The organism is Hoeflea sp. AS16 (assembly GCF_038900095.1).
GTDB lineage: Bacteria > Pseudomonadota > Alphaproteobacteria > Rhizobiales > Rhizobiaceae > Hoeflea.
Map to the genome: position 1 here is coordinate 1 of NZ_JBBMQQ010000013.1, position 12,355 is coordinate 12,355.

At 61.1% G+C, this 12,355-nt stretch carries 11 protein-coding genes; 6 read left to right on the forward strand and 5 right to left on the reverse strand.

Annotated elements, in window-relative coordinates:
- Positions 1-251 (forward strand): hypothetical protein (locus WNY80_RS21110; RefSeq protein WP_342889388.1); only part of this gene is annotated, 251 nt, incomplete at its 5' end.
- 463 nt (positions 252-714) lie between these two features.
- Here WNY80_RS21110 and WNY80_RS21115 read toward each other — a convergent pair.
- From WNY80_RS21115 to WNY80_RS21125, 3 genes are all read right to left on the reverse strand, one after another.
- Positions 715-1,713 carry an abortive infection system antitoxin AbiGi family protein gene (locus WNY80_RS21115; protein WP_342889389.1) on the reverse strand — a complete coding sequence of 333 codons (999 nt, stop codon included), beginning with the start codon at positions 1,711-1,713 and terminating at the stop codon, positions 715-717.
- Between the two features lie 1,099 nt (positions 1,714-2,812).
- A complete protein-coding gene (locus WNY80_RS21120; protein ID WP_342889390.1) occupies positions 2,813-3,451 on the reverse strand; it encodes a DUF1176 domain-containing protein in 639 nt (212 codons plus the stop codon).
- Positions 3,452-3,548: 97 nt separating this feature from the next.
- Positions 3,549-5,138 carry a peptide chain release factor 3 gene (locus WNY80_RS21125; RefSeq protein ID WP_342889391.1) on the reverse strand — a complete coding sequence of 530 codons (1,590 nt, stop codon included), beginning with the start codon at positions 5,136-5,138 and terminating at the stop codon, positions 3,549-3,551.
- Between the two features lie 93 nt (positions 5,139-5,231).
- Between WNY80_RS21125 and dut the strand changes: the two genes are divergently transcribed.
- The 3 genes from dut (at position 5,232) to cysK (ending at position 7,839) form a co-directional block, all read left to right on the forward strand.
- Positions 5,232-5,714, forward strand: coding sequence for a dUTP diphosphatase (gene dut, locus WNY80_RS21130; RefSeq protein ID WP_342889392.1), 483 nt, complete (start codon positions 5,232-5,234; stop codon positions 5,712-5,714).
- On the forward strand, positions 5,711-6,715 hold the full coding sequence (locus WNY80_RS21135; protein ID WP_342889393.1) for a proline racemase family protein: 1,005 nt from the start codon (positions 5,711-5,713) through the stop codon (positions 6,713-6,715). Before dut ends, WNY80_RS21135 begins: the two co-directional genes overlap by 4 nt.
- A 149-nt stretch (positions 6,716-6,864) precedes the next feature.
- Entirely contained in the window at positions 6,865-7,839 is a 975-nt protein-coding gene (gene cysK / locus WNY80_RS21140) for a cysteine synthase A (protein WP_342889394.1), read from the forward strand.
- Positions 7,840-7,943: 104 nt separating this feature from the next.
- Here cysK and WNY80_RS21145 read toward each other — a convergent pair whose 3' ends face one another.
- The gene (locus tag WNY80_RS21145; protein ID WP_342889395.1) at positions 7,944-9,476 is read right to left on the reverse strand and encodes a YifB family Mg chelatase-like AAA ATPase; all 1,533 of its coding nucleotides are present in this window, start codon (positions 9,474-9,476) and stop codon (positions 7,944-7,946) included.
- A gap of 281 nt (positions 9,477-9,757) precedes the next feature.
- On the opposite strand from WNY80_RS21145, the gene WNY80_RS21150 reads away from it, so the two are divergent.
- Together WNY80_RS21150 and WNY80_RS21155 are read left to right on the forward strand one after the other, a co-directional pair.
- Positions 9,758-10,618 carry an outer membrane beta-barrel protein gene (locus WNY80_RS21150; protein ID WP_342889396.1) on the forward strand — a complete coding sequence of 287 codons (861 nt, stop codon included), beginning with the start codon at positions 9,758-9,760 and terminating at the stop codon, positions 10,616-10,618.
- 177 nt (positions 10,619-10,795) lie between these two features.
- Positions 10,796-11,098, forward strand: coding sequence for a YciI family protein (locus WNY80_RS21155; protein WP_342889397.1), 303 nt, complete (start codon positions 10,796-10,798; stop codon positions 11,096-11,098).
- Positions 11,099-11,122: 24 nt separating this feature from the next.
- On the opposite strand, the gene gshB is transcribed toward WNY80_RS21155, so the two are convergent.
- Positions 11,123-12,070, reverse strand: a complete 948-nt coding sequence (gene gshB, locus WNY80_RS21160) for a glutathione synthase (RefSeq protein ID WP_342889398.1) — start codon at positions 12,068-12,070, stop codon at positions 11,123-11,125.
- Positions 12,071-12,355 lie beyond the last annotated feature (285 nt).

Sequence of the window (12,355 nt, forward strand, 5' to 3'; positions counted from 1 at the left end):
CTGGCGGCAGCATAATCAGGGCGGAAATCCACTTAAGCAGACGCCCGAAACTGTTCAGACAATCCGAACCACCTCTGGCCACCTCCGTTATCGCCGAAGGAAATGCGAAGGGCATAAGTTTTTACTTCTTGGTGGCAGTCCCCGCATTTGTAGACCGGATGCTGGTTAAGGATTTTCGTGTTCCATTGAAAATCGGCAGAACTCAGAAGGGCGCGGAAGGTACGCTCACCTTCGCATTGTCGGCAATGTAGACGTATATCGGAATACGAGACTTTCCGTCTATATGATCCACCGCTTGCGGAGATTCTTTCCCAGAAGTCATGTACTGGCTTGTTTACCGAAGGGTGCGTTCGTTCGAGAAATGCCTTTAGGGAGAGAGATTGCTCTGCCTCATTTATATTCTTTGCTGCCGCTTCTTTATCGGTATCGTCCATCTTATCGTGATCTCTCAAACGTCTGCTGTCTTTTACATGACCAATATTCCGTTAAGTGGGACGAAGCAAGCCAATGGCTCATTTCGTCACCAGTTCGTGGCGACAACTGGGATGACTTGTTTTCAGGTTGCTACCGAGCATAAAATCGTAATAGCCGCTAGATCAAACAGGAGCAGATGCGGTTCTGGTATGCCGCAGCATGCTTTTGAACTGAATCGGGTAGCCTGAGTATCTTGCAAGATGTAGGCGGTAGTGCCACGCCGTGTTGGCGGGGGTGAATTTAAAGCTGTGGTTGCACGCTTACTTTCTCACCAAACATTTCCCGTGCCTGCAACTCAGCCGCTTTCGGCACTAGGATGCGGCGAATGTAGTCGGTCGGTGACCTTTCTCGGAACTGGTTTAGCACCATTGCGCGTTCGATACGGCTGACTGCTACATTGTCGACCTGGTCTTTTCGGCTCCAAAATGCCGCATCGATCGAAAGAACCTGTTGCTTTTCAGCGTACGTCAGCGCTCTGCCTCGCGATTTGGCATTGATATCGTACCCGCCAGTAATCCGCCACTCGCGTTCCCGATAGTAAGCCAAGTCATCTTTCGCATGCTCGTTGTCAGTCGGATAGAATAGAGATTGCGTAAGCGTGAGCACACCGATCATCGAATTGAACGGAGCATTTCTGAACCCAAGATAGTTGAGGATCTCGCGAATGGTTTTCGCTGGCACCTCGGTGGACTGAACGATTTCCCCGTTGTCTCCCGAATTGCTGAGATTGAGAGTATAATCTTCGCGAACGCTCGTTACGTGCTCCGTACCAAGTAATTTCATTGCTTGCTCAGGATCGCTGAGTTGAGCGAGCTGGTGTAGTTGTTTGACCAAATATTGGGTATGGCCAAGATGACTCACCATAATAGCGCCAGTCAACGTTAATAGGTCTTCGGCGCTGCGAGCTTGAGGAACGTAGATCACTGGCATGGCACCTTCTCGCCGCAAGTCTTCTAGCTCAAACTCGAGGGCGAATGGGCCGAACATTTTGGAATGAGAACCTAGCTCGTTTTCTGAAAGCTCCGTGAATGAGATGCGAGTCTGCGGTAAAAGAATCGGCGACGGGCTTCCTATGCTGACAGGCGTTTCCCAGCGCACGATTTCTGGGGCAAGTAAGAGGCCGATTTCTTTGATAGAACGCAGAATTTCAATACCCTTCGAGGTGATGACTTCAGGGGCGTCATTTGGTCGAGGGCGTGGGAAGCTGTGATAGAAGAAGCGGCGTTCAGATGGGTTCATCCGTGTTTCCTCAATGTAAAACTTGGTCCACGTTCAACAGCGCAATGAATGAAAGTCAATCGAGCGGACCAGTGATTAGTAGCAATTATATTATATCTCCGATTCCGAGTATGGATTAGATACGGCTTTACGAGCTGCCTTGAAATCTTCGGGTTGAGGTGATTTCTACGGGAAATCACAAATTCCCTTGCAAATTCTGAACATCCCCCCCGTTCCCCACTTGATCCGCAAAAATCACTTCATCTTTTCCACACCCTTTCCGCCCATGCGATAATCCTGCCACCTTCCGTCGCAACGGATGGCCGGAGCCCACGGAGCTTTGGCCGGCGGAAGGCGGTGAGGTTTGGCGCGCGGGGCCGCATCGCGGGTCAGACGCTTGCGTTAGTATCATCCCGGCCAGCATGGACGCCCGTCAGCCAGAAGTGGAGCTGACAGAAAGGCTAGTCGTGCGAAGGCCGGAACCGGTGGCCCGGCCTGGCCGGCCCCGGCGGCGTTTGCTGTGTGTCGCACTGCCCGGCGGGCTGGCCGGTCTGCGCGGTTCGCATCCCACTTGCAACGCCGGCCTGACAAGTCCCCGGGCGCATCTGGCGGGTTGCCTCGCCATGATGCCCAGGGGAGAGGGCGGGTTCGGCCCCAGCAAGCCGAACAGGACGAAACCGCGCCAGGGCTTGAGGTGATGCGTTCGCAGGAGGAGTTGCCCGCCCGTGCCCGGAAGGCATGGGCCTCCGTCACCGGCGGGGCGCGGGAGACTGCGCCAATGCCACTTCTTCCACCACCACGGGCCAGCCGCCCGCGCCCCGCACTCCGGTTTGACCCCAAACCCCGGACTGCCCCGAACTGCCCCATACCGCCGGCGAAAAAATTTTCGCGCGCGGGGTTTTGGCGTGTCCCCCACCGTCGTCATCCTGGGGCTTGACCCTGGGACCCATTCCGCGATCTCTCCCAGCAATGTGTTGTCCGGATGGATCACGGAATGGATCCTCGGCTCGGGGGCCGAGGATGACGATTGAAAGGCCCGGGATGCCGACGGGCAGGATCCCTCAACCCCGTCATACCGGATCGGGGTCCGGCATGACGGAAATCGGGAGGCGTCCGACAATCACGGAAACAGCGTGTAGGACCGCTCGATCTGGTCTTCGCTGGCGCTGTCGTCATTGCCCTCATAGGTCGGGTCGATTTCGTAGCGCTTGAGCACGAACTGGCCTTCCGCAAACGCCCATGTTCCCGCCGACCAGGCATCGCCCAGCCCGCGCCATTTGGCAAAACTGTTCAGCGTCTGCGTGTCAGCCTCAAAGCCGGAATTGACCAGCGTCGCCGTGGTTGAATACCCGGTCACTTTTGGCGGATTTTTCAGCTCGGTCTGGGTCTCGTCGCCATCGGCATAGTCGATCTCGTACGTCGGCTGGGCAAATGTCATCAGCGACAGATCGCCATTTTCCGGCTTGAAAACATAGGCCTGCACCACATTGTAGGCACCGGCCATGCAAAACAGCTGGTACAGCGTGGCGTGGCTGTCCGGATCATCCGCACCGGCCCAGTCGGGTTTCCACGACAGCGCAATCGCCGCGTCGGCAAAGCCGTCGTCATCTCCAAATGGCGAGCTCTCGTCGCATTGTCCGGGCAGGGCGCTCAGCATGAAGCCGCGCGCAACGCCAATCGCCGTGGTGTCGGTATCATCGGCAAGTGCAGGCGCTGCAAGACACGACAGGCAGACCGCACTCCACAGTGCATGTTTCATGGCCAATCCTCCGGCGTCCGTGCGGCGCTGATCCCAGATCACCCCGCAATCATGCGCTCCGCCCCGGAATTTGGCAATATCGCCCGCAGGCCCCGCCTCAGGCCGCCTTGGTGACGTGGTATTCCTTGATCGCCACCATGTCGATCATCTTCCAGCGCTCCGCCTCGTAGCCGAGCGAGAACTGGTCGGCGGCCAGGAACACCGGGTCGCCGTCGAGATCGCGGGCAATGTCGCCGCGATGGGTGGTCACGAAGCGTTCGAGATCGGCCTTGTCGGCCGACGAGATCCAGCGGCAGACCGAGAACCGCGCCATTTCGAAACTCACCGGCAGCCCGTATTCCGCGTGCAGCCGCTCCTTCAGCACGTCAAGCTGCAAGGCGCCGACCACGCCGACAATCGCCGGCGATCCGTCCTCGGGCGAAAACAGCTGCACCACGCCTTCCTCGGCCATCTGCTGCAGCGCCTCTTTCAGCTTTTTCGCCTTCATCGCATCCTCAAGCCGCACCCGGCGCAGGATTTCCGGCGCAAAGTTCGGCACCCCCTGGAAAACCAGCGCTTCGCCCTCGGTCAGCGTGTCGCCGATCCGCAAGGTTCCGTGGTTGGGGATGCCGACCACATCGCCGGCATAGGCCGTGTCGGCGATCTGCCGCTGCGAGGCGAAGAAGAACTGCGGCGCCGACAGGCTCATCGGCTTGCCGGTGCGCGCCAGCCGCGCCTTCATGCCGCGCTCGAGCTTGCCCGAGCACACCCGCACAAAGGCAATGCGGTCGCGGTGATTGGGGTCCATATTGGCCTGGATCTTGAACACGAACGCCGTCATCTTCGGGTCGGTGGCTTCCACCGTCCGCGTGTCGGCCACCTGCGCCCGCGGCGGCGGCGCCAGCTCGCCCAGCGCGTTGATCAGATCGCGCACGCCAAACGCCTTCAGCGCCGAGCCGAAATAGACCGGCGTCAGATGCCCTTCGCGAAACGCTTCCAGATCAAACGGCCGGCAAGCTTCCACCGCCAGTGTCGCTTCCTCGATAAAGGTTTCGCGCTCGTTCTCCGGCAACAATCCGGCAACGGCGTCGGACTCCGGCCCGTTGACCGGCGTCAGTTCGGTTTCCTTGTCGGATTTGCGGATCGCCGATTTGGCCAGGTGATAGGTGCCCGCAAACGACCGGCCCTGTCCGATCGGCCAGGTCATCGGCGCGGTGTCAAGCGCCAGCTTCTGCTCGACCTCGTCAAGAATTTCAAACGGATTGCGTGCCTCGCGGTCCATCTTGTTGACAAACGTGATGATCGGAATGTCGCGCAAGCGGCAGACCTCGAACAGCTTCAGCGTCCGCGGCTCGATGCCTTTCGCCGCATCGATCACCATCACCGCCGCATCCACCGCCGTCAGCGTCCGGTAGGTGTCATCGGCAAAGTCTTCATGGCCCGGCGTGTCGAGCAGGTTGAAGACGTGGTTGTCATACTCGAACGTCATCACCGAGGTGACCACCGAGATGCCGCGCTCGCGCTCGATCTTCATCCAGTCCGAGCGGGTCTGGATCCGGTCCTTCTTGGCTTTCACTTCGCCGGCCAGCTGGATCGCACCGCCGAACAGCAGAAGCTTTTCGGTCAGCGTCGTCTTGCCCGCATCCGGGTGCGAGATGATGGCGAAGGTGCGGCGGCGGCCGACTTCCTCGGCAAGTGGTTCGGGCATCGTCTGACAATTCCTGTTGATTGCGCTGCCTTCTATCGTCTTGCCGCCCGCCATGCAATTGACCTCGGCCCGCCAAGCGTAAAAGCTTGGCCGATGACCCACCCCGTTTCCCCCTCCGGGCCCGCCCCGGAACTCCGCATTGTCCGCCTGCCGCATGGCGAAGGCCTTGACCTTCCGGCCTATGAGACCCCGGGCTCGGCAGGCATGGATCTGCGCGCCGCGGTTGGCGAGGATGCGCCGCAGGAGATCGCCCCGGGCGGCCGCTTCGCGGTGCCCACCGGGCTGGTCATGGAAATCCCGCAAGGCTTCGAAGGTCAGGTCAGGCCCCGCTCCGGTCTGGCGCTCAAATCCGGCATCACCTGCCTCAACACGCCCGGCACCATCGACAGCGATTACCGCGGCGAGGTCAAGGTGATCCTCGCCAATCTCGGTGCCGAACCTTTTACCGTCAGCCGCGGCATGCGCATCGCCCAGCTGGTCATAGCGCCGGTGGTGCAGGCCCGTGTCACTGTTCATGACAGCGTGAGTGAAACCGTCCGCGGCACCGGCGGTTTCGGCTCGACAGGAACCCGATGAACCGGCCGCTCACCGTCATCGACATGCACACCGGCGGCGAGCCGTTGCGCATCGTCACCGGCGGTTACCCGGACTTGCCAAAAGGCACCATTCTCGAAAAACGCGCCTATGTTCGCGATCACCTCGATCATCTGCGCAGGATCCTGATGTTCGAGCCGCGTGGCCACGCTGACATGTATGGCGCGCTGCTGGTCGAGCCCGATCTGCCCGGCGCCGACCTGGCGGTGCTGTTCATTCACAATGAGGGCTACTCCACCATGTGCGGCCACGCCATCATCGCGCTGGGGCGTTATGCGGTGGACCAGGGGCTGGTCCCGCCGGGCAGGGACCTAACGCAGGTCAACATCGAGTGCCCCTGCGGGCTGGTCCGTGCCGAAGTCACCATGCGTGACGGCAAACCCGCAGAGGTCGGTTTCGAGAGCGTGCCGTCCTTCCTGTTCGCCCGCGATCAGGCGCTCACGCTCGATCATTGCGGCAAGGTCAATTTCGACATTGCCTATGGCGGCGCATTTTATGCGCTGGCCGATGCAAGCCAGTTCGGTCTCGAGTTCGGCCGCGACCCCGTCTCGGCTTTCGTCGAGGCGGCCGACGCGCTGACCAAGGCTGCGCAGGCGGCAATTCCGCTCAGCCATCCCGATGCCGATGATCTGGCCTTTCTCTACGGCACCATCCTCACCGATGGCCGTGATACCTATTCTGATGTGCCGACCCGCAATGTCTGCGTCTTCGCCGACCGGCAGGTCGACCGCTCGCCCACCGGCTCCGGCGTCACCGCCCGGCTCGCAGCCATGCACGCCCGCGGCCAGATCGCGGCCGGCCAGGCGCGGGTCTTCGAAAGCATCACCGGCAGCCGGTTTTCGGGCTCGGTCGCCTCGGTGACGACATGCGGACCGCATCCGGCGGTCAGCGCAAATGTCTCGGGCCGCGCATTCTATTCCGGCAAGGCCGAATTCATTGTCGAGGATGATGATCCGCTGGCGGCGGGGTTTCTCGTCCGCTGACGGCGTCCGCCTCGGGTTGGAATTATTTTTCACGCCCAGCTTCATCCGGGGTATTATATTGCGCGAGACCGGCTGCGCTTTCGGCGGAGATGGCTCGTCTGCGCACGCTGTGCTGTCTAAAGTCACGGCAACACACAAGGAGCCTTTCCATGTCCGCCAATTCAGCTGAAACGCCCGGCCGCGGCCGCGTCTACGATTCAATCATCGACACCATCGGCAGCACGCCGATCGTCCGTCTCTCCAGACTGGCCGCCGCCGACGGCGTCAAAGCCGAAATCCTTGCCAAGCTGGAGTTTTTCAATCCGCTTGCCTCGGTCAAGGACCGGATCGGCGTCGCCATGATCGAGACGATGGAAGCCGAAGGCCGGATAGCGCCGGGCAAGACCACGCTGGTCGAGCCGACCTCGGGCAACACCGGCATCGCGCTCGCATTCGCCGCCGCCGCCAAGGGCTACCGGCTGATCCTGACCATGCCCGAAACCATGTCGGTCGAGCGCCGCAAGATGCTGGCCCTGCTTGGCGCCGAACTGGTGCTGACCGAAGGCCCCAAGGGCATGAAGGGCGCCATTGCCCGGGCCGAGGAACTGCTTGGCGAAATCCCGGATTCGGTGATGCCGCAGCAATTCGAAAATCTGGCCAATCCGGAAATCCACCGCAAGACCACTGCCGAGGAAATCTGGAACGACACCAGGGGCGGGGTCGATATCCTGGTCTCGGGCATCGGTACCGGCGGCACCATCACCGGCGTTGGCCAGGTGTTGAAGGCCAAAAAGCCGGGCGTGCAGGTCGTGGCGGTGGAACCGGCAGATTCACCGGTGCTGTCGGGCGGCAATCCCGGACCGCACAAGATCCAGGGCATTGGCGCCGGTTTCGCCCCCGGCGTGCTCGATACGAAAATCTATGACGAGATCGCCAAGGTGACCAATGACGAGGCCTTCGACATGGCCCGCCGGGTGGCAAAACTTGAAGGCGTTCCGGTCGGCATTTCCTCAGGCGCGGCACTCGCTGCCGCCGTCAGGATCGGCCAGCGGCCGGAAAACGCCGGCAAGCAGATCGTCGTCATCATCCCGTCCTTCGCCGAGCGCTATCTCTCGACCGCGCTGTTCGACGGCCTGGGTGACTGAAGCCTGTTCCGTCCTGTCTCGGAGCAAGCATACTCGAGGTATGGTTGGGCCGGAGGGCGTCAAAACACGCTGATCCGGTTCGCGCCTGCCCCGGCAGACCCGCCTCACGCCGCCGTGGACACCCGTTCGGTGCCGATGCGGTAGGAGATCGCCTCGGCCAGGTGGATACGGCCGACGGTTTGCGCGCCGTCGAGATCGGCCAGCGTTCGCGCCACCTTGAGAATGCGGTGATAGGCGCGCGCCGAAAACCGCATTTTCTCGGCCGCATCGCTGAGCAGCGCCTGTCCGCCCGCATCCGGCTGGGCGACTTGTTCGACCAGCGAGGTGGAGCATTGTGAATTGGTGCGGATATCGGCACGGCCAAGCTCGCGGTAGCGGTCCTGCTGCATGGTTCGCGCCCGCGCCACCCTGGCTGCCACATCGGCGCTTGCCTCGGTCGGCTGCGGCTTGATCAGATCCTGCGCGGTCACCGCGGGCACATCGATGCGGATGTCGATCCGGTCCATCAGCGGCCCCGAAATCCGCCCCTGGTAATCGGCCTGGCAGCGCGGGCCGCGGGCGCAGGAGTGGCCTGGCTCGCCGGCCATGCCGCAGCGGCAGGGGTTCATCGCCGCGATCAGCTGGATATTGGCCGGGTAGCTGACCCGGTGATTGGCCCGCGCAATCACGCTTTCACCATTCTCCAGCGGCTGCCTGAGTGAATCGAGCACCTGCGGGGTGAATTCGGGGAATTCGTCGAGAAACAGGATGCCGTTATGTGCCAGCGACACCTCGCCGGGACGGGCGCGCAGGCCACCGCCAACCATCGCCGCCATCGAGGCCGAATGATGCGGCGCGCGGAACGGCCGCCGGTCCGACAGCTTGCCGCCCGCCAGTTGCCCGGCGATCGAATGGATCATCGAGACTTCCAGAAGTTCAGGGGCTGACAGCGGCGGCAGGATCGACGGCAAGCGCGCCGCCAGCATCGATTTGCCGGATCCTGGAGGCCCAACCATGATCAAATTGTGCCCCCCGGCCGCCGCCACCTCAATGGCCCGCTTGGCGGTCTCCTGGCCCTTGATGTCCGTGAGGTCCGGCATGTTGGCGGGCGCCGCCCGCATCGCAGGCACCGGGCGTCCCAGCACCTGCGTGCCGCGGAAATGATTGGCAATGGCGATCAGCGAGCGCGGCGCGATGATGTCGATTTCCTCGCCGGCCCAGGCCGCTTCCGGCCCGCTTCCTGCCGGGCAGATCAACCCCTTGCCCAGTGCATTGGCGCCGATTGCCGCGGGCAGGGCGCCGGCAACGTTGGCAATGGTGCCGTCAAGTGAGAGTTCGCCCAGCACCACGTAGCCATCAAGCGCATCACCCGGAATGGCGCCAAGGGCCGCCATTAGTCCGAGCGCGATCGGCAGGTCGAAATGCGAGCCTTCCTTGGGCAGATCCGCCGGCGCCAGGTTGACGGTCACTTTCTTGGCCGGCAGCGACAGCCCGGAGGCATGAAGCGCGGCCTGCACCCGTTCGCGGCTTTCGGCCACCGCCTTGTCGGGCAGCCCGACGATGTGCATGTTCACCTTGCCCGGCGCGATCATCACCTGAACATCGACCGGCACCGCCTCGATGCCCTGGAATGAAACCGTGCTGACCCGCGCAACCATGTTTCCGGCCCCCTCATGTTGCCTTCCCATCCGCGCCCGGCACTCAAGTGTTTCCCGTTATGCGCGATCCGGAATGAATTGAAACACGACATGCGGAATAAAACAAGAACAATACGACAACGATTACACCAAATAGGTGAGAAGTGGTTGTGCCGGGTTGTGGGGAGGAGGCCCGATTGAGGTGTTCCTGTGCAATGTATCCGAAACAGATCAGTCTCTGTGCACAGCGCGTGTCCGCTTGGCACAACTAGAAATAGGCAAGCGAAATCCGGCGTTGCGGAGTGAATCCATTTTTGCGAGTCATGGGTCCAAATTATTATGATCAATTGATTCGCCAAGGAAAAATCATCATGCAGTCTGGACGAGTTGAAGCCTTTGTTCTCTCTGGCGTTGCGGCACTTGCGCTGTCTGTCTCCCCTGTAATGGCAGGCGACGCGGCCGCCACCTCCGACTGGCAGGGCTTTTATCTCGGCCTCGCATTGGGCGGCGCTCACAGTGCGGCCAAGCCTGACACCGGTGTCGTCTATGGTACGGGCTACTTTAATGATGCTGGGGGTGCGAGCGATCGGGATCAGATCAACCCGATCCTGCAACGGCGAATTGACGGGCAGGATCTGACCGGATCCGTGCTGGCCGGATATGATTTCCAGTCTGGCAACTTTACATACGGCTTGGAGGGTGATCTCACCTTCATGGGGTTTTCCCAGACCCAAAGCGCCGGCCCGGTGAATTACGATACCGCCCCGGCCAGCACATTCACCACCCGAACCACCATTGAATCCGATTTTCTGCTCAGCCTGCGCCCGAAGCTCGGTTACGTCAGCGGCCCGTTCCAGTTCTATGTGTCCGCTGGCCCGTCGGTCAGCCGGTTCAAGATGACCCATCACTATTCCGACACCCATAACGGCGGCAGCAGCGTGACATTCTCTGACAGCAAGACCGCGCTGGGCGTTTCAAGCAGCATTGGCGTGGGCTACATGCTGTCCGATGGCTGGGTGCTGCGCAGCGACTATGTGTTCAGCTACTATCCGGACATTGCCGGCGGCAGTTCCGAGCTCAACGGCGACGGCAAGACTGATTTCACCTATGGGTCTGATTTCCAGTCGCACAATCTGCGTCTGGCCCTGATCAAGCGCTTCTGAGCCGCCCGTCAGCGGCTCTTCGATGACAATTTGCGCGATGTGCACATGATTGTTGCCCGGGCGGGGTACAAATTCAGCGGAATCTGAATTACCTCAATGCATGGTCCGGGCGCTGCCCGGTGAATTCGGCACTAGACCGGATACCGTCTTGCAGTCAGTCCGGCGCGGAGCAGTAGAATGGCCTTTCTCGAAAATGGCGAGCATCTTTTTGTCATTGACCTGACCTACATCACGGCGCTCGAGAACATTGACCCGCTGGTGGCACCCCATATGGCTTTCATTGAGCGCAACTATGCGGCAGGCCTGTTCCTGGCTTCGGGCGCCAAGGTTCCGCGTACCGGTGGCGTCATCATTGCCCGCGGCCGCTCGGTCAAGGATATCGAGGAACTGATCACCGCCGACCCGTTTCACATGGCAGGCGTGGCCCACTACAAGATCACCGAGTTCGAGCCCGGCAGTGTCGCCGCCGCGCTGAAATAGCCGGTTTGCCGCGCGCTGCGGGCCTTAGCGGCGCTTTGATTCCACAGCATCCCAGAACAGTGCAGCCACGTCCGCGCCGCCGAAATTCCTGATTTCGCGAAGCCCGGTGGGCGAGGTCACGTTGATCTCGGTCATCAGGTCGCCGATGATGTCGATACCGACCAGAATGAAGCCGCGCTGTTTCAGCGACGGGCCGATGCGGGCGCAGATTTCCTTCTCGCGCTCGGTCAGTTCGCTGTGCTCGGCACGGCCGCCGGCATGCATGTTGGAGCGCGCATCCGTCTCCGCCGGCACCCGGTTGATCGCGCCGACAGGCTCGCCGTCGATCAGGATGATGCGCTTGTCGCCGGCGCGCACCGAGGAGAGGTATTCCTGGGCGATGAACGGCTCGCGGTACATCTGCGCGAACATTTCCAGAAGCGAGGCGAGATTGCGGTCGTCGGGTTTGATGTGGAACACCCCGGCGCCGCCATTGCCATAAAGCGGCTTGAGGATCATGTCGCCGACCTCGGCGCGGAAATCATTGATCGTCGCCGGATCACGGCTGATCAGGGTCTTCGGCATCAGGTCGGGAAATTCGGTAACGAAGATCTTCTCCGGCGAGTTGCGAACCCAGGCCGGATCATTGACCACCAGCGTTTTCGGGTGAACCCGCTCCAGGAGGTGCGTCGAGGTGATGTAGGCCATGTCAAACGGCGGGTCCTGCCTGAGCAGCACCACATCCATGTCGGCGAGGTTGATCTTTTCCTGCGGTCCGAGCTCGAAATGATCGCCCTCGACATCACGCAGGATCATCGGTTCGGCAACCGCCTGCACAACCCCGTCGCGCATCGACAGCTGGTCCGGCGTGTAGTGAAACAGCTTGTAGCCGCGGTTCTGCGCCTCCAGCGACATGGCGAAGGTGGAATCGCCGGCAATCTTGATCGAGCGCACATGGTCCATCTGGACCGCAACATTCCGGATCTTGCTCATGGGTAGGGTGTCTCCGCCAATCTGATGCACTCACATAGGGCGTGGGTGGGGGGGATTGCAACGGGGGAGGCGGATGGAATTGGGGAAGGCATGGAGGCGCCGCAGGATGAATTGGTGGGACAAAGGTCAAGCGACGGGCAACTCGTCTGCGTGACACCCGACGGTTCCCGGACATCCTCAAAGCAAGGCCAAGAATCCAGAACGCTTGCGAAAGCTGTCAACGGATGGCGTGCGGAAAAATGCCGGTTACCGGTTTGTGTAGGTGTATCTACCTTGAATAAAAGC

Bases quoted from the DNA above. Each gene is read 5' to 3' on its own strand.
- dut (WP_342889392.1), top strand. From the start codon at position 5,232: ATGACCCACCCCGTTTCCCCCTCCGGGCCCGCCCCGGAACTCCGCATT.
- WNY80_RS21155 (WP_342889397.1), top strand. From the start codon at position 10,796: ATGGCCTTTCTCGAAAATGGCGAGCATCTTTTTGTCATTGACCTGACC.
- WNY80_RS21120 (WP_342889390.1), bottom strand. From the start codon at position 3,451: ATGAAACATGCACTGTGGAGTGCGGTCTGCCTGTCGTGTCTTGCAGCG.
- WNY80_RS21145 (WP_342889395.1), bottom strand. From the start codon at position 9,476: ATGGTTGCGCGGGTCAGCACGGTTTCATTCCAGGGCATCGAGGCGGTG.
- WNY80_RS21135 (WP_342889393.1), top strand. From the start codon at position 5,711: ATGAACCGGCCGCTCACCGTCATCGACATGCACACCGGCGGCGAGCCG.
- cysK (WP_342889394.1), top strand. From the start codon at position 6,865: ATGTCCGCCAATTCAGCTGAAACGCCCGGCCGCGGCCGCGTCTACGAT.
- gshB (WP_342889398.1), bottom strand. From the start codon at position 12,070: ATGAGCAAGATCCGGAATGTTGCGGTCCAGATGGACCATGTGCGCTCG.
- WNY80_RS21125 (WP_342889391.1), bottom strand. From the start codon at position 5,138: ATGCCCGAACCACTTGCCGAGGAAGTCGGCCGCCGCCGCACCTTCGCC.
- WNY80_RS21115 (WP_342889389.1), bottom strand. From the start codon at position 1,713: ATGAACCCATCTGAACGCCGCTTCTTCTATCACAGCTTCCCACGCCCT.